General features: G+C 72.5%; 19 protein-coding genes. 6 read left to right on the forward strand and 13 right to left on the reverse strand.

What is annotated here, in order from left to right; genetic code table 11:
* Nucleotides 1-244 precede the first annotated feature (244 nt).
* From C1I92_RS08380 to C1I92_RS08390, 3 genes are all read right to left on the reverse strand, one after another.
* Nucleotides 245-3,766 carry a hypothetical protein gene (locus C1I92_RS08380; protein WP_111254211.1) on the reverse strand — a complete coding sequence of 1,174 codons (3,522 nt, stop codon included), beginning with the start codon at nucleotides 3,764-3,766 and terminating at the stop codon, nucleotides 245-247.
* Between the two features lie 300 nt (nucleotides 3,767-4,066).
* Nucleotides 4,067-4,849 carry an META domain-containing protein gene (locus C1I92_RS08385; protein WP_111254212.1) on the reverse strand — a complete coding sequence of 261 codons (783 nt, stop codon included), beginning with the start codon at nucleotides 4,847-4,849 and terminating at the stop codon, nucleotides 4,067-4,069.
* Nucleotide 4,850: 1 nt separating this feature from the next.
* Nucleotides 4,851-5,354, reverse strand: coding sequence for an META domain-containing protein (locus C1I92_RS08390; protein WP_111254213.1), 504 nt, complete (start codon nucleotides 5,352-5,354; stop codon nucleotides 4,851-4,853).
* 101 nt (nucleotides 5,355-5,455) lie between these two features.
* Between C1I92_RS08390 and C1I92_RS08395 the strand changes: the two genes are divergently transcribed.
* On the forward strand, nucleotides 5,456-7,315 hold the full coding sequence (locus tag C1I92_RS08395) for an acyl-CoA dehydrogenase (protein WP_111254214.1): 1,860 nt from the start codon (nucleotides 5,456-5,458) through the stop codon (nucleotides 7,313-7,315).
* Between the two features lie 96 nt (nucleotides 7,316-7,411).
* Here the strand turns inward: C1I92_RS08395 and C1I92_RS08400 are convergent, their stop codons facing one another.
* On the reverse strand, nucleotides 7,412-7,792 hold the full coding sequence (locus tag C1I92_RS08400) for a hypothetical protein (protein ID WP_111254215.1): 381 nt from the start codon (nucleotides 7,790-7,792) through the stop codon (nucleotides 7,412-7,414).
* A 109-nt stretch (nucleotides 7,793-7,901) separates the two neighbouring features.
* Here C1I92_RS08400 and aceB point away from each other — a divergent pair, with 109 nt between their 5' ends.
* Together aceB and C1I92_RS08410 are read left to right on the forward strand one after the other, a co-directional pair.
* The gene (aceB, locus tag C1I92_RS08405) at nucleotides 7,902-9,497 is read left to right on the forward strand and encodes a malate synthase A (RefSeq protein WP_111254216.1); all 1,596 of its coding nucleotides are present in this window, start codon (nucleotides 7,902-7,904) and stop codon (nucleotides 9,495-9,497) included.
* A gap of 7 nt (nucleotides 9,498-9,504) precedes the next feature.
* Nucleotides 9,505-10,095 carry a hypothetical protein gene (locus tag C1I92_RS08410; protein WP_111254217.1) on the forward strand — a complete coding sequence of 197 codons (591 nt, stop codon included), beginning with the start codon at nucleotides 9,505-9,507 and terminating at the stop codon, nucleotides 10,093-10,095.
* Here the strand turns inward: C1I92_RS08410 and C1I92_RS08415 are convergent.
* The gene (locus C1I92_RS08415) at nucleotides 10,070-11,455 is read right to left on the reverse strand and encodes an NAD-dependent malic enzyme (protein WP_111254218.1); all 1,386 of its coding nucleotides are present in this window, start codon (nucleotides 11,453-11,455) and stop codon (nucleotides 10,070-10,072) included. The genes C1I92_RS08410 and C1I92_RS08415 overlap by 26 nt on opposite strands.
* Nucleotides 11,456-11,502: 47 nt before the next feature.
* On the opposite strand from C1I92_RS08415, the gene C1I92_RS08420 reads away from it, so the two are divergent.
* A complete protein-coding gene (locus tag C1I92_RS08420; protein WP_233506892.1) occupies nucleotides 11,503-12,279 on the forward strand; it encodes an IclR family transcriptional regulator in 777 nt (258 codons plus the stop codon).
* A 5-nt stretch (nucleotides 12,280-12,284) separates the two neighbouring features.
* Here C1I92_RS08420 and C1I92_RS08425 read toward each other — a convergent pair whose 3' ends face one another.
* Genes C1I92_RS08425 through C1I92_RS08435 form a run of 3 tightly spaced genes read right to left on the reverse strand, consistent with a single transcriptional unit; the run spans nucleotide 12,285 to nucleotide 16,170 of the window.
* The gene (locus tag C1I92_RS08425) at nucleotides 12,285-13,589 is read right to left on the reverse strand and encodes a (Fe-S)-binding protein (RefSeq protein ID WP_111254283.1); all 1,305 of its coding nucleotides are present in this window, start codon (nucleotides 13,587-13,589) and stop codon (nucleotides 12,285-12,287) included.
* The gene (locus C1I92_RS08430) at nucleotides 13,586-14,731 is read right to left on the reverse strand and encodes an FAD-binding oxidoreductase (RefSeq protein ID WP_111254219.1); all 1,146 of its coding nucleotides are present in this window, start codon (nucleotides 14,729-14,731) and stop codon (nucleotides 13,586-13,588) included. The genes C1I92_RS08425 and C1I92_RS08430 overlap by 4 nt, the downstream gene beginning before the upstream one ends.
* Complete coding sequence (locus tag C1I92_RS08435; protein WP_111254220.1) at nucleotides 14,728-16,170, reverse strand: FAD-linked oxidase C-terminal domain-containing protein; 1,443 nt, start codon at nucleotides 16,168-16,170, stop codon at nucleotides 14,728-14,730. The genes C1I92_RS08430 and C1I92_RS08435 overlap by 4 nt, the downstream gene beginning before the upstream one ends.
* 209 nt (nucleotides 16,171-16,379) lie before the next feature.
* Here C1I92_RS08435 and C1I92_RS08440 point away from each other — a divergent pair, with 209 nt between their 5' ends.
* Nucleotides 16,380-17,042 carry a GntR family transcriptional regulator gene (locus C1I92_RS08440; protein ID WP_111254221.1) on the forward strand — a complete coding sequence of 221 codons (663 nt, stop codon included), beginning with the start codon at nucleotides 16,380-16,382 and terminating at the stop codon, nucleotides 17,040-17,042.
* Between the two features lie 82 nt (nucleotides 17,043-17,124).
* Here C1I92_RS08440 and C1I92_RS08445 read toward each other — a convergent pair whose 3' ends face one another.
* A complete protein-coding gene (locus C1I92_RS08445) occupies nucleotides 17,125-18,687 on the reverse strand; it encodes a DEAD/DEAH box helicase (RefSeq protein ID WP_111254222.1) in 1,563 nt (520 codons plus the stop codon).
* Nucleotides 18,688-18,956: 269 nt separating this feature from the next.
* On the opposite strand from C1I92_RS08445, the gene C1I92_RS08450 reads away from it, so the two are divergent.
* Nucleotides 18,957-19,376 carry a PPOX class F420-dependent oxidoreductase gene (locus C1I92_RS08450; RefSeq protein ID WP_111254223.1) on the forward strand — a complete coding sequence of 140 codons (420 nt, stop codon included), beginning with the start codon at nucleotides 18,957-18,959 and terminating at the stop codon, nucleotides 19,374-19,376.
* Here C1I92_RS08450 and C1I92_RS08455 read toward each other — a convergent pair.
* From C1I92_RS08455 to C1I92_RS08470, 4 genes are read right to left on the reverse strand one after another with little or no spacing between them, the layout of a single operon-like run.
* Nucleotides 19,361-21,004, reverse strand: a complete 1,644-nt coding sequence (locus tag C1I92_RS08455; protein WP_111254224.1) for a PH domain-containing protein — start codon at nucleotides 21,002-21,004, stop codon at nucleotides 19,361-19,363. The two genes, C1I92_RS08450 and C1I92_RS08455, sit on opposite strands and share 16 nt — an antisense overlap.
* Entirely contained in the window at nucleotides 21,001-21,498 is a 498-nt protein-coding gene (locus tag C1I92_RS08460; protein WP_111254225.1) for a PH domain-containing protein, read from the reverse strand. The genes C1I92_RS08455 and C1I92_RS08460 overlap by 4 nt, the downstream gene beginning before the upstream one ends.
* The gene (locus tag C1I92_RS08465; protein ID WP_111254226.1) at nucleotides 21,491-22,135 is read right to left on the reverse strand and encodes a TetR/AcrR family transcriptional regulator; all 645 of its coding nucleotides are present in this window, start codon (nucleotides 22,133-22,135) and stop codon (nucleotides 21,491-21,493) included. The genes C1I92_RS08460 and C1I92_RS08465 overlap by 8 nt, the downstream gene beginning before the upstream one ends.
* A 56-nt stretch (nucleotides 22,136-22,191) precedes the next feature.
* Entirely contained in the window at nucleotides 22,192-24,015 is a 1,824-nt protein-coding gene (locus C1I92_RS08470) for an NHL domain-containing thioredoxin family protein (protein WP_111254227.1), read from the reverse strand.
* Nucleotides 24,016-24,487: the final 472 nt, after the last annotated feature.

Genomic DNA, 24,487 nt, shown 5'->3' on the forward strand with positions numbered 1-24,487 from the left:
CGTTCTCCGTCCGGCCCGCCCTCGACTACTTTCGATGCCATCGGGCCAGGTCACCCTGGCTTTCCGGCTCCGAACTCGTCGATGACGATGGAGCATTTCTAGTCCTCTGCCGCACCCCGCACAAGAGGTTCGGCGAACATTTCCGGGACTCTTGTTCGCCCACAGGACTGTCCACAAGAGGCTGAGCGTGAGCCATCGGTTACCCACACCCCTGTGCACAAAATCTGTGGACAACTCGGCGAGATCAACGCCGGTTCAATACGCGAGTCACGGCAGCGACGACGGTCGTGGCGAGCACCGCACCACAGAAGACCAGTCCGTAGGCCACGATCAGATCGCCGCCACGCGGGTCCCAGGCGCTGTCCTGGCCGAGACTCAGGATCGGGATCAGCAGGTCCAGCGTGTAGCCGAACGGGTTGAACGTCGGGTGCACGTTCACCTCGACCGGGTCCAGCTGCTTGCCCCAGAACCAGATCGTGCCGAACGCCAGCAGCCCGGCGAACCAGATCGCCGCCAGCCCCGGCCGGTAGCCGAAGCCGACGGTCAGGTCCTGCAGGTAGCCCCAGCCCTTCATCAGCAGCTGGCCGAACGACGACGTGCCGAGCAGGTCGCGACGGTGCCGCAGCCGGGCCAGCAGGACGGTGCGCGCGGCGGCGTCGTCGCCGGAGCGGCGGTAGTGGTTGGCCAGTTGCTCGTACACCTGGTGCTGGTAGCCGGTCGGGTCGCGACGAAGCCAGGCCAGCGCGGTCTCGACGTCGGCGTCGCCTGGATCGTCGAAGGTCAGGCCCGACAACATCACCATCGACGTGTCGGTGGGGTCCATCACCAGCGTGCGGACGACGGAGTCGCGCAGGTCGACGGCGATCTCGCCGGCCGGCAGCTCGACGGTGCCGGCCTGCAGCTCGGACAGGTCGATCAGCGCGCGGCCGCCCCGCGGCGTCGTCGGCGCGACGTTCAGGTCGTTCATCAGCACCCGCCGGGCCACCTCGGCCTCGTGCAGGCTGACCAGCGGCCGCACCTGCTCGGTGGCGACCGGCGCCGCACCGTCGGTGTCGCCCTGGCTGATGAACAGCTGCTCACACGACAGCTCGCCGATGTGCACCCGGTCCAGCCGCACCTCGCCGACGATGGTCAGCGGGCCGTTGCCGGTGGAGCGCCGCGAGCCCAGCTCCACCGCGCCGGACACCCGCAGGTTGGGCGCGAACACCGCGGTGCGGCCCGGGTTCGTCAGGGTGGTCCGGCCGCGGAGCAACAGGCGGCCGGCCAGCACGGCCTCGCCGAGCGAGAGCTGCCCGGTCAGCTCGACGTCGCGGCACTCCAGGTTGCCCTCGACGCGCAGGCCGGACGCCGCCACCATCTCGCCGACCGGCACCCGGCCGTCGTCACGCTCGCCGATCTCGCCACGCAGCGCCGTCAGCAGGACGCTGAAGCCGACCTCGGCCCGGCGCAGCGCCAGGCCACCGGTCAGCTCCGCGTCGCGGACGACGAGCGAGCCGCCGACCGCGGCCTGAGCGGCGTCGACGGCGAACCGGCCCGGGTGGCGGTAGCGGCCGCCGTCGACGACCAGGTCGCCGCCGACCCGCGACCGCGCCACGACGACCGCGCCGTCGACGTCGAGCCCGGTCAGCCGGAACACCCCGCACGTGACGTCCGGCAGCAGCAGTGCCGTCTGCCCGTGTGCGGCGAACTCCGCGTTGCGCAGGCTCATCCCGGCCGAGAACGTCGACCCGGTCAGCCGCAGCGCGCCGCGGAACACCCCGCCGTCGACGAGGAAGTCGTCGGACACCGCCTGGATGGCGCTGAACGCGATCGGACCGTCGGCGGAACCGACGCCGTGCCCGGCCAGCGTCGCCCCGCTGAGCACGAACCGGCGACGCACGTGCGCCTGGTCGAAGGAGACGGTGCCCTCGATCTCGGCGGACTCGAACGACACCTTGCCGCCGACCTGTATGCCCGTGCAGTCGATCGCCCGGTGGTCGGGCCGGCGCAGCACCGCGCCGTCCAGCACGAGGTCGCCGCCGACCTTGCCGTCGCGCATGACGACGCCGCCGTCGGACCAGAAGCCGCCCAGGTCGGACGAGTACGGGTCGTCGCCGATGATGAGGTCGCCGCGGACCTCGATGCGCGGCGCGATCAGCGCGTTGCCGTCGGGGTTGTAGACCTGTGCGCCGGTGAGCACGAGGCTGTCGACGACCGCCGCGGTCAGCCGGACGGCGCCGTCGCAGACCATGCCGCGCGCGGTCAGCCGGCCGTCGACCCGCAGGCCGATCGCGTCGACCCCCATGCCGGAGGCCTCGATGTAGGCGCCGCGCAGCAGCACGTCGCTGCGGACCCGGGCCTGGAACAGCCGCAGCTGGCCCTGGACCCGGGCACCGTCCATGGCCAGACTCTTGCCGAGGTCGGCGTGGGCGAGGTCGATGTCGCCGCGGCAGCGGAACTGCCGGCCGAGCACCATCCGCTCGCCGATCACGGCCCGCGACGCGGCCAGCGCGCGGTGGCCGCCGTCGAGGTGGGCGCCGCTGAGGAACACCGCCGCGCCGACTCGGATGCTCTTGATGTTCAGCCCGCCCATGGCCGAGAGCCGCTCGAGGTTGAGGTCGCGCCGCACCGTCGCCGACTGCATGCTCAGCGCCCAGGAGTCGTCCGGGTTCGTGACCCGGGTGCCGACCAGCCGGACCGACGTCGCCTCCATCTCGTCCAGCATCACCCGGCCGACCAGCCGGGCCCGGTCGGCCACCAGCGACCCGACCGCGGCGCCGATGCCGACCATCGCGTACCCGCCGGGATTGCTGATCTCGACGCCGCGCAGCGCGAGCGTGTCGCGGACGACGCCGCGCGGGATCAGCATCCGGCCGATGATGCGGGCGCCGTTCTCCGCCTCCAGCCGGTCGGCCTCGATGTCGCTGGCCACCAGCGCGTCGCCGCCCGGGTTGGCCAGCACCGCACCGTCGAACACGACACTGCCGGCCACCGTCGCGTGGCCCAGGTCGAAGGTGCCGCTGCAGCGCAGGCCGTGCGCCTGGATGCCGCCCGCGACCAGCCGCCGCCCGTCCAGCGCGACGCCGTGCCGGTTGCGCAGGACCGCGTCGGTGAGGTCGACCCGGCCGGACACCGTCGCGCCGGACAGCCCGATCGGGCCGCGCACCCGCGCGCCGACCAGGCCGAGCCCGCCGTCGATCCGCAGCCGCTCGGCGTCGATCGCCTTGCCCGATGTCGCGAACAGCCGGGCCCGGGTCAGCAGCAGGTCGCCGCCGACGCTGAGGTTGCGGGCGTGGAACAGCGTCGCCTGGCCCTGGAACCGGCTGTCCTCGAACGACGCCGACCGGTGCACATGGGTGTCGACCATGCTCACCGAGCCGACCAAGCACTCGCGCACGGCCAGCGCGTTCTGCACGTCGATGGACTCGGTGCGCAGGTCCGGCACCCGGCAGCGCACCAGCTCGACGCCGGCCGCCGTCAGCTCGGCCAGCATGAGCACGTCGTCGATCCAGCACATGTCCAGCCGCAGCGGCCGCTCGAGCCGCCCGTAGCGCAGCCGCAGGCCGCCGGTGATGCGCGCGCCGGTCAGCCGGACGGCCGCGCCCGGCACGCCGTCGCTGTCGCGGAGCAGTTCGTCGACGACGCGCGCGCGGACCGTGCGCGACTCGTCCCAGGCGTCGGCGGACTCGACGGAGCGCGGGTCGATGTCGCGCCCCAGGTCCGCCTCGCCGCCGCGCGCCACGGCCGACCGCAGCACGGACTCGGCCCGGCTGAGCCTGTCGCGCACCCTGCCTCCCGGTCCGGCCATCTCACCCTTGCCGTGCTCGCTGCTCAATGTAACGGGTGCGGCAAAGCGGTTGTATGCGGACGCACCAACTCGAACCGATCCCGCTGCTACGCCGTGTCGTTACGCGGTGTTCATCCACGGATGCGATAAGAATCGAGAAGACCCCTCGGGGTAAGGGTCCGAGGGGTCTTCCACCTGCGCCGATTTCGGTACGAACGGGTCGATAGGACCCGTGACCCACAGGTTGTGGATCAGTTGTGGACAGCCGCGCCGAATCGTGACAACCAACGCTGCTCATTGTCAACCGGCGGCCGTCATCGCCTGCAATCCGAACCCGCTCGGCGCCTCCAGCGACAGCCGGTTGCTGGTGATCGAGTACCGGACCTCGCCGTCCAGCGCCGCCAGCACCGTCTGCTGGACGTAGCCGGCCGCCGCGTCGCAGGCCGCGTCCGTCACGGTGAGCCCGGTGACGGTGAGGGTGTCACCGTCGACCGCGACGGTGCCGCTGAGCTCGTTGCAGCCGGTGTGGCCGGTCAGCGCGTCGCCGTCGATACGCAGGAACGCGGTGATGCCGACCGGCACCGACGAGGCCGTCTGCCCGTCGGTGAGCCCGTCGACGTCCCACCGGCGGCCGGTGAGCTCGGCCGGCGGCTCCAGCACGTCGCGGTCGATCAGCGACACCACCAGCTCGTCCGCCGTCAGCACCAGGGTGCCGTCGCCGGACAGCTCCCAGGACGGCTCCGCGCCGAGCAGGTCCATCAGCCAGCCGTCGGACTCCATGACCTCGGGCGGGCAGCCCATCTCTGTCATGCCGAGGTCGCCGGCGCCGCCGAGCCGGCCGTCGCTCAGGTCGACCGGGCCGTTGGCGCTGTTGCAGCCGGCGGTGGCCACCAGCCGCCCGTCGTCGGTGAACTGCAGGTTCAGCGGGCCGCCGCCGGGGATGCCGACGTCCTCGGTGGAGCGGAACGTCCGGCCGGCCAGCGCGCTGCTGGCACCGTCACCGTCGCCCGCGGCCGCGTCGCCGCAGGCGCCGAGGAGGAGCACGACGCCCAGCAGGCCCAGCCGTCCCGCCGGGCGTCGCACGTCAGAGTTCCGTCGACGGGGCGTCGGACGCCTGCAGCGTCAGCGAGTCGCCGTCGGCGTTCGTGATCGTCAGGGTGTCGCCGGCCACCTCGACGGTGGTCTCGCCGCGCAGCACCTGCAGCATCGAGCTGTCGATCTGGCCGAGGTCGCCGGAGCAGCCGCGGCGGGTGGAGATGAGCGGCTCGAAGGTGATGCCGGCGTCGCTCACCTCCGCGGCGCCGCTGAACCCGTTGCAGCCGGTGGAGCCGGTGACGTCGCCGTTCTCGTCGATCTCGAAGTAGGCCTGGGGGTCCGCGGGCCCGGCGACCGTGGCGCCGGCCGCCTGCAGCTCCTCGAGCACCCAGCGGCTGCCGACGATCGGCACGCCCGGCTCGGTGGAGCCGTCGGATCCGGAGGAGTCGCCGGGGACCGCGGTGGTGTCGTCGCCGCTGTCATTGCCGCCGCAGGCCGCCAGCAACGCGATGCCGGCCACGGCGGCGAGAGTTCCTAGTCGTCGCATGTCCATGGGACGGATGTGAAGCGCCCGGCGTTCCTGGGTTGCGCGAAGTTACCGACAAGTAGCATCATGGGGTTACCGGCTGGTAGCAACACGGTACGGAGGATGCGATGAGCCACTACAGGTCCAACCTGCGTGACATCGAGTTCGCGCTGTTCGACGTGTTCGGCAGCGACGCGCAGTTGGGCAGCGGGCGCTACGAGGAGTTCGACGCCGACACGGTGCGCAGCATCCTGGCCGAGGTCGACCGGATGAGCCGGGAGGACCTCGCGGCCTCGTACACCGAGTCCGACCGCACGCCGCCGGTCTACGACCCCGCCACGCGCTCCGTCGCCCTCCCCGAGGCGTTCAAGCAGAGCTTCGCCACGCTGATGGACTCCGAGCTGTGGCGCTTCGCGCTGCCCGAGGGCCTGGGCGGCACCCCGCTGCCGCCGTCGGTGTTCTGGGGCGCGGCCGAGCTGATCCTCGGCTCCAACGCGGCCGCCTGGATGTACGCCTCCGGCCCGTCGTTCGCGAGCGTCATCTGGCGCAACGGCACCGAGGAGCAGAAGCGGATCGCCGAGATCATGATCGACCGCCGCTGGGCCGCCACGATGGTGCTCACCGAGCCCGACGCCGGCTCCGACGTCGGCGCCGGCACCACGAAGGCGCACCCGCAGCCCGACGGCAGCTGGCACATCGAGGGCGTGAAGCGGTTCATCACGTCCGGCGAGCACGACATGAGCGAGAACATCGTGCACCTCGTCCTCGCCCGGCCGGTGGGCGTCGAGGGCGCCGGCGGCCCAGGCACCAAGGGGCTGTCGCTGTTCATCGTCCCGAAGATCCGGTTCGACCCGTCGACCGGCGAGCTGGGCTCTCGCAACGGCGTCTACGCCACCAACGTCGAGAAGAAGATGGGGCTCAAGGTCTCCACCACCTGCGAGCTGACCTTCGGCGACGGCGAGCCCGCGACCGGCTGGCTGCTCGGCGACGTCCACGACGGCATCGCGCAGATGTTCCAGGTGATCGAGTACGCCCGGATGATGGTCGGCACGAAGGCGATCGCCACGCTCTCGTCCGGCTACCTCAACGCGCTGGAGTACGCCAAGGAGCGGGTCCAGGGCGCCGACCTCACCCGGGCCACCGACAAGTCCGCTCCGCGCGTCACCATCACCCACCACCCCGACGTACGCCGGTCGCTCATGACCCAGAAGGCGCACGCCGAGGGCATGCGGGCGCTCGTCCTCTACACCGCCACCATGCAGGACGCCGTCGCGGCGGCGGCCGCGCGCGGCGAGACCGACGAGAACGCCGAGCGCGTCAACGACCTGCTGCTGCCGATCGTCAAGGGGTACGGGTCGGAGCGGTCCTGGGTGCTGCTGGGCTCGGAGTCGCTGCAGACCTTCGGCGGCTCGGGCTTCCTGCAGGACTACCCGCTCGAGCAGTACGTCCGCGACGCCAAGATCGACACGCTGTACGAGGGCACGACCGCGATCCAGGGCCAGGACTTCTTCTTCCGCAAGATCGTCCGCGACAACGGCCAGGCCATCGGCTGGCTGTCGCAGCAGATCCAGCAGACCGTCGACGACGAGCTGGGCGGCGGCCGGCTGAAGGTGGAGCGGGAGCTGCTGGCCAAGGCGCTGGCCGACGTCCAGGGCATCCTCGCCACGATGGTCGGCTTCCTCATGTCCGCCGACGAGCGCACCGAGGGCGGCGACGTCCGCAACGTCTACAAGGTCGGCCAGAACACCACCCGGCTGCTGCTGGCCGCCGGCGACCTCGTCGTCGCCTGGCTGCTGCTGCGGCAGGCAGCGGTGGCCCTCGCCCGCCTCGACGGCGAGGTCTCGGCCAAGGACCAGGCGTTCTACGAGGGCAAGGTCGCGGCCGCGCAGTTCTTCGCCCGGCAGGTCCTGCCCCGGCTGGCCGCCGAGCGGGCCGTCGCCGAGGCGACCGACAACGCCCTGATGGACCTCGACGAGGCCGCCTTCTGACCCATCGCCCACGCGCCTGACCAGGCGCCCACGATCGCCGGCCCTCGGACCGCACCACCCACGGTCCGGGGGCCGTCGCTTTCCTCGACGGGGCGGCTAGCTGAGCCAGTCCTGCAGCAGTGCGGCACCCGCCCGGGTCGTCAGATCCTCGTCAGGGGCCGCGACGGCGCACAGCTCCAGGACGCGCTCCTGCCGCTCCTGGACGACCCAGTAGAGGTGGTCCTGCTGCTCGGCGTCGGCGTGAGCCGCAGCCTGCGCCAGCACGCGGACGCCGCGAACGTCGTCGCGCTCGAGCAGAGCGCGAGCAACCACATCGGTGACATAGGTGTTGTAGGCGTCCAGGACCAGGCGGCGCAGCGTCGCGGCGACTGGAGAACGCTCCGCCCAGGCCGCCAGTTGACGACCGGCGTCGGCGCGGATCTCGACGTCCGGCGACAGCGACGCCTCGAGCAGCGCGGCCAACGCGTCATCGTGCACGATCGCAGCCTCTCACCTCGTATCCCGGACCGGTTGACCACCCATCCGCCTCACCGATATTCTGGAATGCAGATAGCAGTTTCCGAATCGTGGAATTCTGGGAGTTGGGATGGCGGGTATCGAGGTCACCGGTCCGATGCGCGAACGGTTCGACGAGGTGCTGACCCCGGCCGCGCTGGCGCTGATCGAGCGGCTGCACCGGGAGCTGAACCCGCGCCGCCTGGAGCTGCTGCGCCGTCGCGCCGAGCGCACCGCAGCCATCGCCGGCGGCGCCGATCTGGACTTCCTCGCCGAGACCAAGGACGTCCGCGAGGACGACTCGTGGCGGGCCGCGCCGCCGGCGCCGGGCCTGGAGGACCGCCGGGTCGAGATCACCGGCCCGACCGACCGGAAGATGACGATCAACGCGCTCAACTCCGGCGCGAAGGTGTGGCTGGCCGACCAGGAGGACGCCAACACGCCGCTGTGGGAGAACGTCGTCCAGGGGCAGCTCAACCTGCGCGACGCCATCGACAGGACGATCGAGTTCACCAACCCCGACGGCAAGCACTACGCGCTGCGCACCGACCAGCCGCTGGCCACGATCGTCGTCCGGCCGCGGGGCTGGCACCTGCCGGAGAAGCACATCACCGTCGACGGCGAGCCGACGTCGGGCGGGCTGGTCGACTTCGCGCTCTACCTCGCCACCAGCGGGCAGAAGCAGATCGACCGCGGCCAGGGGCCGTACTTCTACCTGCCGAAGATGGAGAGCCACCTCGAGGCGCGGCTCTGGAACGACGCGTTCGTCATCGGCCAGGAGGCGCTGGGCATCCCGCGCGGCACCATCCGGGCGACCGTCCTCATCGAGACCTATCCGGCGGCGTTCGAGATGGAGGAGATCCTCTACGAGCTGCGCGAGCACTCCGCCGGCCTCAACGCCGGGCGCTGGGACTACATGTTCAGCGTCATCAAGACGCACCGCACCCGCGGCACCGACTTCGTGCTGCCCGACCGCAACTCGGTCACGATGACGGTGCCGTTCATGCGCGCCTACACCGAGCTGCTCGTGCGCACCTGCCACAAGCGCGGCGCGCACGCGATCGGCGGGATGGCGGCGTTCATCCCGTCGAAGGATCCGGAGATCAACGACGCCGCGTTCGCCAAGGTCCGCGCCGACAAGGAGCGCGAGGCCGGCGACGGCTTCGACGGGTCCTGGGTGGCCCACCCCGGCATGGTCGAGGTCTGCCGCGACGCCTTCACCGCCGTCCTCGGCGACCGTCCGAACCAGATCGACCGCACCCGCGACGACGTCAACGTCACCGCCGCCGACCTCCTCGACGTCGCGTCGACGCCGGGCGAGGTCACCGAGGCCGGCCTGCGCGGCAACATCTCGGTCGGCATCCAGTACCTCGCCGCCTGGCTGGGCGGCCTCGGCGCCGTCGGCATCAACAACCTCATGGAGGACGCGGCGACCGCCGAGATCAGCCGCAGCCAGGTCTGGCAGTGGCTGCACAACGGCGTCCAGCTGGCCGACGGCCAGCGGGTCACCCGGGAACTGGTGGAGCGCCTGATCGAGGAGGAGTGCACCACCATCGAGCAGCGCGTCGGCGCCGACGCGTTCGCCGGCGGCCACTGGGCCGAGGCACGGGCCACGTTCACCGACCTGGCCCTCGCCGACGACTACACCGACTTCCTCACGCTGCCGGCCTACGAACAGATGCCATGAGCGGGACATGAGCGACGGACCGGCGTACGAGATCACGAACGAGCTGCTCGCTCTCGGCGACGAGGAACTCGGCCGGACGATGCGCGCGGCGATGCTCGACTCCGGCCGCGACCACTGGGCCGATGCCGACGGCGCGCCGTACCCACGGCTGGAGCTGGACGACCCGCCGGCGCCGACCGACGACCCCCTGCTGGCCGTGGGGTACGCGCTGCTGGCCCACCTGCCGGAGGGCTGGGAGTTCGCGCTGCTCACGGTGTCGGCGGCGGCCGACGAGGTGCGGACGTACGTGACGGTCCGGCTGCCCGGCGGCGACGCGCGGCACCGGATCCTGCTCTACCTCCCGGACGTCGCCGCGGCCGCGCTGGCGCTGCGCCGCGCCACCTACGAGCCGGACGGACGGGGCGCCTGGTACGGCGCCCTCATCCGCCTCGACAACGACGGCCGCCTCGCCACCAAGTACGACTACGACGGCCCGCCGTTCATGCAGTGGGGACCGGGCGAGGTGGAGCTACTGCGCCGCGACCACGAGCTCTACCCGCGCGACCCCGAGCACCTGCCACCCTGGCATCCCGTCAGCCCGACTGCGCCGCCTGCTTGACGGCGGCGGCGACGGCCGGGGCGACCTCGGGGTCGAAGACCGACGGGACGATGTAGCTGGCGTTGACCTGGGCCGGACGGACGGAGTCGGCGATGGCTCGGGCCGCGGCGAGCATGACGGCGTCGGTGATCCGGTGCGCGCCGGCGTCGAGCATGCCGCGGAAGAAGCCGGGGAAGGCGAGCACGTTGTTGATCTGGTTCGGGAAGTCCGACCGGCCCGTGGCGACGACGGCGGCGTGCTCGCGCGCGCCGATCGGGTCGACCTCGGGGTCGGGGTTGGCCAGCGCGAACACGATCGCGTCGTCGGCCATCGTCGCGATGTCGGCCCCGGTGAGCAGGTTCGGCCCGGAGACACCGATGAACACGTCGGCGCCGGCGAGCACCTCACGCAGCGACCCGGTGACACCGCGCGGGTTGGTGTTCTGCGCGATCCAGCGGCGGAACTGGTCGCGGCCCTCGCCGTCGGGGTTGACGGCGCCGCGACGGTCGCAGGCGACGATGTCGGTGACGCCCTGGGCGGCGAGCAGCCGGATGATCGCGTGGCCGGCCGCGCCGACGCCGCTGACGACGACCCGGACGGAGTCCAGCGACTTCCCGACCACCCGCAGCGCGTTGTAGAGCGCCGCCAGGACGACGATCGCCGTGCCGTGCTGGTCGTCGTGGAAGACGGGGATGTCGAGCAGTTCGCGCAGCCGCGCCTCGATCTCGAAGCAGCGGGGCGCGGCGATGTCCTCCAGGTTGATCCCGCCATAGACCGGCGCCAGCGCGCGCACGATCGACACGATCTCGTCGGTGTCCTGCGTGTCCAGGCAGACCGGCCAGGCGTCGACGCCGGCGAACTGCTTGAACAGCGCCGCCTTGCCCTCCATCACCGGCAGCGCGGCGGCCGGGCCGATGTTGCCCAGTCCCAGCACGGCCGATCCGTCGGTGACGACGGCGACGGTGTTGCGCTTGATGGTCAGCCGGCGCGCGTCCTCCGGGTTCTCCGCGATCGCCAGGCACACCCGCGCCACACCGGGGGTGTAGGCGCGGGACAGGTCGTCGCGGTGCTTGAGCGGGACCTTCGGGTTCACCTCGAGCTTGCCGCCGAGGTGGATGAGGAACGTCCGGTCGCTCACCTTCCGCACCGTGACGCCGTCGACCTGCGTCAGCGCCTTGGTGATCGATTCGGCGTGGTCGGAGTCGACGGCGTCGCAGGTGACGTCGACGACGAGACGGTCGGCGAAGGACTCGACGACGTCGAGGGCGGTCAGCGCGCCGCCGGCCGCGCTGACGGCGGCGGCCAGGCCGCTGGTGGCCGTGGACGAGGACGGGGCTTCGACACGGACGGTGATCGCATATCCCGGACTGGGCGTTGCCATGCGCTTACTCTCCAAGATTCTGTATCGCGGACGTTAGTATCTGCAGTGTGGAAACTGAGTCGTCGCGGGCTCGCTCGGGCGGTGTGCAGTCGGTCGAGCGGGCGTTCGGCCTGCTCGAGACGATGGCCGACCACGGCGGCAGCATGGGGTTGTCCCAGCTGGCCACGGCCTCGCAACTGCCGTTGCCGACCATCCACCGCATCGTCCGGACCCTCGTCGACCTCGGCTATCTGCGGCAGGAGCCGTCGCGGCGCTACGCCCTGGGGCCGCGCCTGATCAGGCTCGGCGAGAGCTCCTCGACCATGCTCAGCACGTGGGCACGGCCGCAGCTCACTCACCTGGTCGACGAGCTGGGCGAGTCGGCGAACCTCGCGATGCTCGACGGTGACCAGATCGTATACGTGGCACAGGTGCCCTCGCGCCATTCCATGCGGATGTTCACCGAGGTCGGCCGCCGGGTGTGGGCGCACTGCACCGCGGTCGGCAAGGCCGTGCTGGCGACGCTGCCGGAGCGGGCGGTGCAGGAGATGCTGCAGCGCACCGGCATGCCGCAGCAGACCGAGCACACCATCACCGACCCGGCCGAGTTCGCCCGCGAGCTCACCCGCACCGCGGACCGCGGCTACGCGCTCGACGACGGAGAGCAGGAGATCGGCGTGCGCTGCGTCGCCGTCGTGGTGCCGGACGCGCCGTCGCGGCTGGGACTGTCCATCTCCGGCCCGACGTCGCGGGTCACCGACGACCTCGTCGCCCGCGCCGTCCCGCTGCTGATCAAGGCCGCCGGCGACCTCTCCGAGGAGCTCAGCGGCCGGACCCGGGCCTGACGCCGTCATCGCCGGGCCCGCTCCAGCGGCACGCCGCGGATCGACGCGTCCAGGATCTCGATCGGGTGGACCAGCGGGATGTCGCGGCCGAGGAACCGGCGCACCTGCAGCAGGCAGCCGGCATTGGCGGTCGCGATGACGTCCGGCGCGGCGGCCTCGATGTTCGCCGCCTTGCGCCGGCCCAGCTCCTCTGCCGCGACGGGCTGGACGAGGTTGTAGATTCCGGCCGACCCGCAGCACAGCTCCGCCTCGGCGATGTCGGTCAGCTCGATGCCGGGGACGGCGCGCAGCAGGTCACGCGGCTGCCGGCGGATCCGCTGCGCGTTCGCCAGGTGGCAGGCGTCGTGGTAGGCGACCTTGGCCTGTATCGGGTGCCGGGGTGCCCGCGGTTCCAGCTCGGCCAGCAGTTCGGTGACGTCGCGGACGGACGCGGCGAAGCGCGCCGCCCGCTCGGCGTAGGCGGGGTCGTCGGCCAGCAGCCGGTCGTACTCCTTCATCGACGAGCCGCAGCCGGCCACGTTGGCGACGACGACGTCGGCCTCGGCCTTCTCGAACGTGTCGATGAGCCGGCGGGCCCGGGCGGCCGCGTCGTCCTCCAGGCCGGCGTGCAGGTTCAGCGCGCCGCAGCAGCGCTGCCCCTCCGGGACGACGACCTCGCAGCCCTCGGCCGCCAGCACCCGTGCCGTCGCGGCGTTGACGTCGCCGAACAGCACCCGCTGCGCACAGCCTTCGAGCAGCGCGACCCGTAGCCGCCGCTCACCCACCGCCGCCACTCGCGCCGGCAGCCGGCGGAACAGCGACCGCACTTTCACCGGCGGCAGCAGGCCCTCGGCGGCGCGCAGCTCGGCCGGCAGCCGGTCGACGATGCCGAGCCGGTGCGTGAGCGCCCGCAGCCCGAGCCGCCGGTACAGCACGCCGAACAGCGCGGCCACCCGCATCCGGGCCGGGTACGGAAAGACGGCGAAGACCGCCCGGCGCACCAGCCGGTCGCGCCGGGTGCGCGGGACGTGCCGCTCCAGCTGCGGCCGGGTCGCCTCCAGCAGCAGGTCGTACTGGACGCCCGACGGGCACGCCGTCACGCAGGCCAGGCAGCCCAGGCAGGAGTCGATGTGCCCCGCCATCGTCCGGTCCAGCGGGATCTCGCCGCGCTCGGCCAGGTCCATCAGGTAGATCCGGCCGCGCGGGGAGTCCATCTCCTCGCCGCCGACGGCGTACGTCGGGCAGCTGGGCAGGCAGAACCCGCAATGCACGCAGTCGTCGAGCAGCTCGCGCCGCGGCGGCCGATGCGCGTCGAAGGAGCCGTTGGTCAGAACCACGGGGCGAACCTCCCGGAGCCGAGGCGGTCGTCGGGGTCGAAGGCGTGTTTGACGGCGCGCAGGACGGCGACGGCGGGCGGCGGCTCGCCCCAGGCGGGCAGCTCGGCGCGCAGGCCGTCCGTCCAGCGGCAGACGGTGGTCGCCGGGTGGGCGGTGCGCAGCGCGGTGACGACGGCGGCGTGCGCGGCCGCGGCGCCGCCGCGCAGCCGGACGGTGTGGGCGCCGGCGAACGGGCTGCTGGTCATCGCGGCGTCGACGGCGTGCTCGGCGGCCGCGCGGTCCACCAGCGCGGCCAGCGCCGGGAGCCGGTCCGGCGCCGTGCCGATCCGCACGACGGTGTCGCCGTCCGCGCCGCGCACGAGCGCGCCGACCACGGCCCAGGCATCGGCCGCCGCGTCGGCCGTGTCGGTCGCGTCGGAACCCGCCAACTCGCGGGCCCGGCGCAGGCGGTCCTCGACGCCGCCGGGCGTGCCGTCGAACCGGGCCAGCAGCGTCCCGTCGCACCACTCGACGGCGACCGGCTCCAGCGAGCCGTGGATCAGCCGGGCGCCGAGGTCGAACGCCGTCGCCGCGTCGCACCGCACCGCCAGCGTCGCCGTCGCCGCGGCGCGCGGGTGCACCCGCAGGATCACCTCGGCCAGCACCCCGAGCGTGCCCAGTGAGCCGTGGAACAGCTTCGCCAGGTCGTACCCGGCGACGTTCTTGATCACGTGGCCGCCGGAGCGGGCCACCGTCGCGTCGGCCAGCACCACCGTCACGCCGATGACGCAGTCGCGCAGCGTGCCGAACGTGTGCCGCACCGGCCCGGCGTCGCCCGTCGCGATCAGCCCGCCGACGGTGGCGCCGGCGGCCGCGCGGGCCGGGTCGAGCGCCACCCACTGGCCGTGCTCGGCCAGCGTCTCCTGCAGGGTCGCCAACGGCATGCCGGCCTGCACGGCCACCGTCATGTCGGTCGGGTTGTAGCTGATCAGGCCGCTCATCCCGGTCGTGTCCAGGACGCCGTCGTACTCCGGCGCACCACCCCAGTCCGCCGCGGTCCCGGTGCCGGCGATGACCAGCCGCCCGCCCGCGCCGTCGGCCAGAGCGTCGCGCAGCGCCCGCAGCGTCGTCGGCCGGTACGTCGTCACGGTGCTCATAGCCGCTCGATCACCCCGGCCTCCTCCAGCGGGTGCGGCCGGTACCGCCCGGGCCGCTCGCCGCACAGCCGCGGCGTCGGGAACACCTTGCCCGGGTTGCACAGCCCGCCGGGGTCGAACGCCGAGCGCAGCCGCAGCATCGTCGCCAGGTCGTCCTCGCCGAACATCCGCGGCATCGAACACGCCTTGTCCGCACCGATGCCGTGCTCGCCCGACAGCGACCCGCCCAGCTCGACGCACAACTCTGCGATCTCGGTGGACAGCCGCTCGGCCCGGTCGTGCTCACCGGCGGCCTCGCTGTAGAGGACCAGCGGATGCAGATTGCCGTCACCGGCGTGGAACACGTTCGCGACCCGGACCCCGGCCTCGTCGGCCATCGCGGCGATCCGGCCGAGCACCTCGGCCAGCCGCCCACGCGGCACCACCCCGTCCTGGACGAAGTAGTCCGGGCTGATCCGCCCGACCGCGGCGAACGCCGCCTTGCGGCCGGTCCAGATCAACGCCCGCTGCTCGGCGTCCTCGGCGACCAGGACCTTCGTGCAGCCGTGCGCGCGGCAGATCTCCTGCACCTGCTCGAACTGCTCGGCCACATCGTCGGGCGGGCCGTCCAGCTCGACCACCAGCGCGGCCACGGTGTCGAGCGTGTAGACGCTCTGCGTCGACGCGGCCACCGCCTGGATCGCGAGGTTGTCCAGCATCTCGATCGCCGCCGGCACGATGCCCGCCGCCACGATGCCCGTCACCGCGTCGCCGGCACCGGCCACCGTCGCGAAGTCGGCCACCATCGTGCGGACGGCGGCCGGCTTAGCCAGCAGCCGCACGGTGACCTGGGTGACGATCCCGAGCGTGCCCTCCGACCCGATGAACGCACCCAGCAGGTCGTACCCCGGCAGCTGCGGCGAGTCCCCACCCAACGTCGTGACCGTCCCGTCGGCCAGCACGACCTCGGCGGCCAGCACATGGTTGACGGTGAACCCGTACTTCAGGCAGTGCGCGCCACCGGAGTTCTCCGCCACGTTCCCGCCGATCGTGCAGACCTGCTGACTCGACGGATCCGGCGCGTAGTACAGCCCGTACGGCGCCGCCGCCTTGCTGATGTCGAGGTTCGTCACACCCGGCTCCACCACCGCCCGCAGGTTCACCGGGTCCACCTCGACGATGCGGCGCAGCCGCTGCAGCGAGATCACGATGCCGTCGGCGACCGGCAACGCGCCGCCGGACAACCCCGTCCCAGCGCCACGGGCGACGAACGGGACACCATGCCGAGCACACACACCCACAGCGGCGGCCACCTCGGCGGCCGACCGCGGCAACACCACCATCGCCGGCACCACGCGGTAACCAGTCAGCCCATCGCACTCATAGGTGCGCAACCGGGCCGGATCGGTGATGACGTTCTCGCGACCCAAGACCTCCGTCAGCTCGGCAGCCCAGCTCATATTCCACGATCCGGAATCGAACCCATCACCATACGGATACCCTAGAACCGCGTCCGGGGGCGGTCAACCACTCGCCCGGGTCCACGGCGGGTCACCACCGCGTTTCCGCTGTGTTGCCCGCTGGTAAAGCCGCAGGAACCGCCTCTGACCTGCATATTTAGTGTTGTTGCGACCTGCTGTGGCCGACGCCGAGCGGATAGGATCTCGCTGTGTCCTCCGGCATCACCGGCCTCGCGCCGCTGCGTCGCCGGCAACCCGCCGGCCGCACCGCTCCGCATGTCCGCGATCTGCTGGAAGAGGCCATCCTGCAGGGCGTGCTGCCGCCCGGGGCACACCTCAACGCCGACGGGCTGGCCAAGCAGCTCGGCATCAGCCACGTCCCGGTCCGTGAGGCGCTGCGCGCCCTCGGCGTCGACGGCTGGATCGAGTTCCGGCCGCACCATGGCGCGTTCGTCCGCGGCCGCAGCGAGCAGGAGCTGGCCGACCTGTTCGAGAGCCGTGCCCTGCTGGAGGCACAGGCCGCGACGCTCGCGGCGGAGCGGCGCACCGGCGAGCAGCTGGCCATCCTCGACGACGTGCTGGCCCGGCAGCGGCGCTGCACCGACCCGGTCGAGCTGGCCAGGATCAACGCGGAGTTCCACAGCGCGCTGGCCGGCTGCTCGCAGAACGACCTGCTGGCCGGGTTCGTCCGCACACTGAGCATGCGGGCCCGGTTCTACTTCGCCACGGTGCCGGCGCGGCGCCAGGACGTCTCGCGGCGGCAGCACGAGGCCCTGGTCGACGCGGTCCGGCGGCGCGACGGCGTGACGGCCGGCCGGCTGGCCCGCGAGCACGTCGCCGCCACCCGGTTGGCGCGGGCCGAGTCCCCGTAGCTCCCCGCCCCCGCCCCGGACGGCGACGCGCCGCCGCGAACCCGGAGCGGGTCGGCGACGGCGCGTCGTGCGGAGGCGTCTGTCAGTCGCGGCGGCGGTAGCCCGACGGGCGGCCGCGGCCGGCGCCGCCGCCCTTGTACGGACGGCCGGAGCGGTTCGGCCGGCCGCCGTTGCCGGACGAGCGCGGCCGCTCCCGCTCCCGCTCCTGCACCATCGCCGGTGCGTCGGCCAGCGACGTCGGCGTGATCGGGCCGTCGACCGAGCGGGCGTCGACGTTCTTGGCGGTGACGCCGGCCCGGCGGAACAGCTCGCCCAGACCGCGCACCTGCCGCGGCGTCGCGACGGTGACGACGGCGCCCGTGGCGCCGGCGCGGGCCGTGCGGCCGGACCGGTGCAGATACGACTTCGGCTCGCCGGCCGGGTCGAAGTGCACGACCATGCCGACGCCGTCGACGTGGATGCCGCGCGCCGCGACGTCGGTGGCGACGACCACCTTCGCCCGGCCGGAGCGGAACCGGTCGAGGTTGCGCTCGCGGACCCGCTGCGACAGGTCGCCGTGCAGGTCGACGGCCGCGACGCCGGCGCCCTCGAGGTCCTCGGCCAGGCGCGTGGCGCCGTCCTTGGTACGGGTGAAGACGATGCTGCGCGGGTTGGCCCGCATCAGCTCCGTCATGATCTCGAGCTTGTTGTACGGGCCGACGACGAGCACGTGGTGGTCCATCGTGGTGACGGAGCCGGCGTCGGGGTCGATCTCGTGCTTGGCCGGGCTGTTGAGGTGCCGGCGGACCAGCTTGTCGACGTCGCCGTCGAGCGTGGCCGAGAGCAGCATCCGCTGGCCGCCCTCGGGAGTCGCGGCGAGCAGCTCGTCGACGACCGGGAAGAAGCCGAGGTCGCACAGGTGGTCGGCCTCGTCGAGCGTGACGACCTCGACGTCGTCGAGCTTGCAGACGCCCTTCTCGATGAGGTCGCTGAGCCGGCCCGGGGTGGCGACGACGACATCCGCGCCGCGGTCGAGCCGGCGGATCTGCCGGTCGTACGGCGCACCGCCGTAGACGGTGACCATGCGCAGCCGCAGCGCCTCGGCCAGCGGCTCGAGCGCGGTGGTGACCTGGCCGGCCAGCTCGCGGGTCGGCACGATGATGAGCGCACGCGGGCGGTTCGGCTCGCTGCGCTTGCCCTCGAGGCGGGTGAGGATGGGCAGGCCGAACGCCAGCGTCTTGCCGGAGCCGGTCTTGGCGCGGCCGAGCACGTCGTGGCCGGCGATCGCGTCGGGGATGACGGCCGCCTGGACGGGGGTCGGCTCGACGATGCCGTCGACGCCGAGGATCTTCACGACGCCGTCCGGCACGCCCATGCCGGAGAACGCCGAGCCGGCCGGGTCGAACGCCTCGATGGCGGCCCGGCGGGCGGGGTCGAAGGGACGGCGGTCGTTCGGGCGGGCGCCCTGACGGCGGTCGCCGCGGAACGGCCGGCGGCCGTAGGAACGACCACCCTCGTGGCCGGCGGTGTCGCCGTCGCGACGGAACCCACCCTCGCGACGGTAGCCGCCGCCCTCACGACGAGGGCCGCCACGGCGCTCGGGCCGCTGGCGGAAGGAACGGGAGTCTGTGCCGGCCGAGTTGGCGGCAGGGTCGTACGAATTCACTGTGCTCCGAATCGGTAGAGCGCGGGGCGCGCACCCCAGCACATCCGCAAGCGGGCGGATGAACGGTAGGCCTTCGAGGGGCGCGGGGTACCCGACTTTCCCTCGACGTTTCCACCGTCACAGAATTCGGGCACGAATCAGGCCTCGCATCGATCACGAGGCCTTGGCTTGTCCATAGTCTACCGGTTCCGTGCCCCGCCCGCCCAATCCACGACGGAGACGCTCGTCACCAGGAATGCGACCCCTCGGCCGCCGCGTTGATCGCGGACATGAGCGACGATCCCCTCCGCAAGCTGCTCGCGGCGCAACGTCTGGGTGTGCTGGCGACGATCAAGCGTGACGGCCGGCCGCAGCTGTCCGTGGTCACCTACGTCTACGACCTCGGCTCCGACCTGATCCGCGTCTCCGTCCGCGACCCGCTGGCGAAGACCCGCAACCTGCGCCGCGATCCCCGGGCGACGCTTCAGGTGACCGGGCCGGACGGCGGCACCTGGGTGGCGGCGGAGGGCGTCGCGGAGCTCGGACCGGTGGCCCGCGACCCGCACGACGACGCCGTCGAGGCGCTGGTCGAGCACTACCGCGACGCCCGCGGCGAGCACCCGGACTGGGACGACTTCCGCGCCGCGATGGTCCGTGACGAGCGCGTGCTGCTGCGGCTGCCGGTGGACCACGTCTACGGCAGGGCCTGAGCCTCGACCGGCTCGCTCGCGTCGTCGTCGGCCGCGGTCGCGCGGAACTCGGTGAGCAGGCCGGGCACCGTGCTGTCGGCCAGGTCGACCGCCGCGGCGGACGCGACGTCGATCGCCTGGTAGCCGCCGTGCCCGGCCGCCGTCGTGACCGTGACGGTGGCCAGGCCCAGCCGGCGCTGCAGCAGCGACTGCCGGAACATGACGCCGACGACGGCCCGGCCCTGCAGCGCGACCGTGCTGCGGGTCCACGCGCCGGACCGGGTGACCAGGTAGCCGTCGGCGACGGTGTGCCCGAGCGACCGATAGGCCACCACCGCCAGCGCCAGCGTGACCGGCAGCAGGCCCAGCCCGGCCAGCCACAGACGGTCGTGCATCGCGTCGATCAGCGTGGTCAGCCAGACGAGCAGGCCGGTGACGGCGGCGGTGCTGATGAGCGCCCAGCCGATCCGGCGGCGCAGCGCCCGGCGCGGATGCCGGCGCAGCGGGCGGTCCAGCGGGCTCGGGTCGGTCTCCAGCACCTCGCCGACGACCCGGCGGGCGACGGACACCGGACCGCGCGGCAGGATCTGCGCCGACGGCGTCATGCTCCAGATGCTCAGGCCGGTCGAGATGACGCTGGTGTCGGCCATGCCCATCCAGCGCCAGAGCAGCGGCTCGTCGATCTGGGCGCCACGCAGGCGGTTGTCGTCGCGGTTGACCTCGCGCGTCTTGAACAGGCCCTGGGTGGTGCGCAGGACGGTCCCGCGGTCGCCGGGAACCCGGGCGAGCACGAACCGCCAGTTCTCGGTGAAGAAGTTGATCGCCAGCCCGACGACGCCGATGACGCCCACCGTCGCCACCGCGATCGCGATCGTCCAGCCGGTGCCGATGGCGTCCCAGTCGGCCAGCCCCTCGACGAAGCCGCGCAGATCGATGCCGAACATGTTCAGCGCCCAGTAGGTGCCCCAGAGCAGGCCGGCCGCCATCAGGAACGCCCAGAAGCTGAACATGTTGTAGAGAACCCAGGACCGGTCCAGCCGGGCGAACACCTGCTCCTCGTGCGCCGGCGTCGCGCCGGCGGCCGGCTCCGCCGCGGCCGGGTCGTCGCGCTCGACCGGGCCGCCGTAGAGCAGCTCCTGCCGCAGCCGCTGCGCGGTCTCGGCCCGGACGGCGTCGAGGGTCAGCGCCGCCTCGCCGGCCGCGCTGTGCTGGCCGGCGCCGACGGTGACGACGCGCAGGCCCGCCAGCTTGTGCCGGAACCGCGCCGACGTGTCGACGCTGCGGATGCGGTCGCGCCGGATCGACCGGTGCTGGCGGACCAGCAGCCCGGTGCGCCGCTCGACGTGCGTCTCGGTGATGCGGTAGCGCGTCTTCACCCAGCGCAGCAGGTCGGCCAGCCCGCCGAGCACGCCGAACGCGGTGGCGAACAGGATCGGGCCCATCGTGTTCCAGTTGATCTCGGCGCCGAAGAACGCGATCGCGACGCTGGCCGGGACCATCGACAGCACGGTCTTCGCGGTGTCGACCCAGACGACGCGGGTGTCCAGCCGCTGCCACGGGAGGTCGGACTCCGGCGCCGGCTCGTCCGCCGCCGGCTGCTCCGGCTGATCCGGCACGTCCGTCGCCGGCCGGATCGGCTCCGTGCTCATGTCGCGTCGCCGGGGGTCCGCTGGGTGATCTTCGCCAGCTCCGCGGCCACCCGCGCGGCGACCGTCGCGTCGATGCCGGCCACCTTGATCGGGCCGCGCGAGGAGGCCGTCGTCACCTCCAGCGTGGCCAGCCTCAGCGTCTGCTCCAGCGGGCCGCGGGTGGTGTCGACGGTCTGGATGCGCGAGATCGGCGCCACCCGCCACTCGCGGACGATCCAGCCGCTGACGGTGTAGACGGCGTCCTCGGTGACCTCCCACCGGTGCACCGCGTAGCGCCACACCGGCATGACCGCGGTGACGACGACACCCCAGATCGCGACGACGAGCAGGATCGGGCCGAGCCAGGACCGGGCGCCGTCGAAGATCAGGTAGGCGGCGGTGAGCAGGCCGGCCAGGATGCCGAAGCCGATGACCGACTGCAACGTCCACAGCCCGATGGCGCGGCGTTCGACCCGGTGCTCGGGCGGCCGCAACGCGATCGTCTGGTCAGACACGGGTGATCCGGCTCAGCCGGGATCGGCGCACGGCCAGGTCGTAGGTCATGGACAGCTCCTTCGCGTAGGCGGCGACGTCGGCGCCGGGGCGGGAGTACAGCTCGCGCGGGATGGCCTCGAGGCTGCCGAGCAGCGTGGCCGCCATGAACCGCGGCGAGAAGTCGCGGAACTCGCCGTGCTCCTGGCCCTCGCGCAGCATCTGCTCCAACTGGCCGACCGACTGCTCGCGCTGGGACCGGACCAGCTCGCCGTTCTCCTGCCCACCGGCGCCGGCCAGCACCTGGCCGAGGGCGAGGACCTGCGAGCGGTGCGTGTCGCAGAACAGCACGAAGCCCTCGATCAGCCGGCGCAGCGCCTCGCGGTAGCTGTCGGCGTCGCCGATGCGCTCGGTGAGCCAGGCGTCGGTCAGCGCGTTGATGTCCGCGACGACCTGCTGGAACAGCTCGGCCTTGTGGTCGAAGTGGTACGAGATCAGGCCGGCGCTGATGCCTGCGCGCTCGGCGATGCGGGCGAACGACGTCTTCGAATAGCCGAGGTCGGCCAGCGTCTCGATGGCCGCCTTGACGATCTGGTCGCGGCGTGCGGCCTCGATGAAGGACCGGTCCTTCTGGTCGGTCGCCCCATTTCTTGGTCGCATGACCAAAATTCTAGCCACGGCGTCAGGCGTTGGGAAGCAGGTTGAGTTTCGGCAGGTCAGCCGGACAGCACCAGCTCGATGCGACTCGTGCCGCCGGCGACGACCCGGATCGGGATGCCCCAGTCCTGCTGGTGGATGTGGCACGCGGCGTTCTCGCCGCCGTCGTCGCAGGACGCGGCCATGGCGGCGACGTGCAGCACCCCGTCATCGCCCGCCGCGATGGTCAGCCGGCGGGTGAGCGCGGTGTCGCGGCCCTCGCCGGCGGTGAGCAGCGGCGCCGGCGTCGACGACACCGTCAGCCGGGTGGCCGGGCCGTACCGCTCGTCCAGCTTCTGCCCCGGCGGCGGCTCGAACACGACGACCAGCTCGACGTCGCCGGGCGCGACGTCGAGCGCGGGCCGCTGGGTCCGGTGCGCCGAGCCGGACGCCGTCGCGGCCGCTCCCAGGGGGATCCGGGTGAGCCGGTGCGCGGCGGACTCGACCACCACCAGGTGCTCGCCGTCGACGACCGCGCCGCTGGGCTCGCGCAGGCCGGTGGCCAGCGTGGTCAGCTCGCCGGTCGCGGGGTCGTAGCGGCGGACGGCGTCGTTGTAGGTGTCGCTGACGGCGACCGAGCCGTCCGGGAGCGCCGTCACGCCAAGCGGGTGCTGCAGCAGCGCCTGGCCGGCCGGGCCGTCGCGGAAGCCGAAGTCGAACAGCCCGGTGCCGACGGCGGTCTCGACGGCGCCGTCGCGGACCGCCCGCAGCGCCGACGTCTCGGAGTCGGCCAGCCACAGCGTGCGGTCCGCCGTCACCGTCAGCCCCGACGTCTGCGCGAACCAGGCCTCGCGCAGCTTGCCGTCGACCAGCCCCTCGTTCGTGGTGCCGCCGAACACCTCGATGGAGGGCTCCTTCGGGTCGAACGCCCAGAGCTGGTGGATGCCGGCCATCGCGACGACGACGGTGAGATCGGCGGGCGACCAGACGACGTCCCACGGCGACGACATCGGGATCGCGCGCGGGTCGCCGCCGACGTCCTCGCCGTTGGGGTCGCCCTGCATCCACGGACGGCCGGTGCCGGCGATGGTCGTCACCTGGCCGTCGGCCAGCCGCACGCCGCGCAGCACATGGTTGACGGTGTCGGCGACGACGACCTCGTAGTCCGTCCACGGGTGGAACTCCGGCGGCAGCAGCGCGAGTCCCTGCGGCTCGTTGAAGCGGGCCTCACCGGGGCCGCCGTCGACCAGGCCACGCTCGCCGGTGCCGATGCGCCGGACCACCGTCTCCAGGTCGTCGGCCAGCTCGACCAGGCTGTGGTTGCCGGTGTCGCTGACCAGGAACGTGCCGCCGGGCAGCGCGATCGCCTGGCCGGGGAAGCGCAGCGTGGTCGGCTCCGGCTCGGGCGGGACGTACGGGCCGTTGCCGCGGCGCAGCGTGCCCTTCGCCTCGTGCACCGGGATCAGCTCGTCGAGGATCGCGGCGAGCGCGTGCGCGTGCCCCTCACCGGAGAACTGCGCCGCGATGTACCCCTCCGGGTCGACCAGCGTCAGCGTCGGCCAGGCCCGCACGGCGTACTGCTGCCACGTCGTCAGCTCCGGGTCGTCGAGCACCGGATGGTGCACGCCGTACCGCTCCACCGCCGCGACGACCGCATCGTGCTCCGCCTCGTGCTCGAACTTCGGCGAGTGCACCCCGACCACCGTGAGCACGTCGCCGTACCGCTCCTCCAATGGCCGCAGCTCGTCGAGGACGTGCAGGCAGTTGATGCAGCAGAACGTCCAGAAGTCGATGACGGTAAATCGACCTCGAAGGTCTGCGAGGCTGAGGTCCTCGCCGCCGGTGTTGATCCATCCTCCGCGGCCCACCAACTCTGGTGCGCGGACTCGCGCTCGTCCTGTCACAGTTCAAGTGTCCCTGACACCCGGCCGGGCGCCCGCCCCCCGGTAGCCCGCAGAGCGTCGTTGTTGCGCTGGACTTCAAGAGCCCCGGCGCGGAGCCACACAGCGCGCGCCGGGGCCTAGCCGGGATCGCCGGCGTGGGAGCGCCTCCTCCGACCGCTTCCAAGGCTACCCGTTGACCGTTCGTGTGTCCGACTGTCATTCTGGTCGGCTAACTACATCGGGAATCCGCCCGGCGTAGTCCAGAAATGGGCTACCGGGCGGGCTGTGGGAGCGGCTCTCCGGTGGCCTCAGCACTCAGGAGGTAGCCGAAGCCACACGCACAGGCAAGGACGTACGACGCTGGAGCGCTTGGAGAGGTTCCGCAGTCACACCAAGGTTATTGGTCAGGTCCTTCGGGATCTCTGGCCGTTGTTCGTGGTGGCGTTCTTGATTCGGATGTGACCTTGGACAGGGCCGGCTGACGTCGGGCCGC

Source organism: Jiangella anatolica (assembly GCF_003236295.1).
GTDB classification, from domain to species: domain Bacteria; phylum Actinomycetota; class Actinomycetes; order Jiangellales; family Jiangellaceae; genus Jiangella; species Jiangella anatolica.

What these genes read in the sequence shown, in the direction of transcription:
- C1I92_RS08390 (WP_111254213.1), bottom strand. Translation starts at nt 5,354, where the DNA reads ATGGACATGCGACGACTAGGAACTCTCGCCGCCGTGGCCGGCATCGCG.
- C1I92_RS08395 (WP_111254214.1), top strand. Translation starts at nt 5,456, where the DNA reads ATGAGCCACTACAGGTCCAACCTGCGTGACATCGAGTTCGCGCTGTTC.
- aceB (WP_111254216.1), top strand. Translation starts at nt 7,902, where the DNA reads ATGGCGGGTATCGAGGTCACCGGTCCGATGCGCGAACGGTTCGACGAG.
- C1I92_RS08410 (WP_111254217.1), top strand. Translation starts at nt 9,505, where the DNA reads ATGAGCGACGGACCGGCGTACGAGATCACGAACGAGCTGCTCGCTCTC.
- C1I92_RS08415 (WP_111254218.1), bottom strand. Translation starts at nt 11,455, where the DNA reads ATGGCAACGCCCAGTCCGGGATATGCGATCACCGTCCGTGTCGAAGCC.
- C1I92_RS08430 (WP_111254219.1), bottom strand. Translation starts at nt 14,731, where the DNA reads ATGAGCACCGTGACGACGTACCGGCCGACGACGCTGCGGGCGCTGCGC.
- C1I92_RS08435 (WP_111254220.1), bottom strand. Translation starts at nt 16,170, where the DNA reads ATGAGCTGGGCTGCCGAGCTGACGGAGGTCTTGGGTCGCGAGAACGTC.
- C1I92_RS08450 (WP_111254223.1), top strand. Translation starts at nt 18,957, where the DNA reads ATGAGCGACGATCCCCTCCGCAAGCTGCTCGCGGCGCAACGTCTGGGT.
- C1I92_RS08455 (WP_111254224.1), bottom strand. Translation starts at nt 21,004, where the DNA reads ATGAGCACGGAGCCGATCCGGCCGGCGACGGACGTGCCGGATCAGCCG.
- C1I92_RS08465 (WP_111254226.1), bottom strand. Translation starts at nt 22,135, where the DNA reads ATGCGACCAAGAAATGGGGCGACCGACCAGAAGGACCGGTCCTTCATC.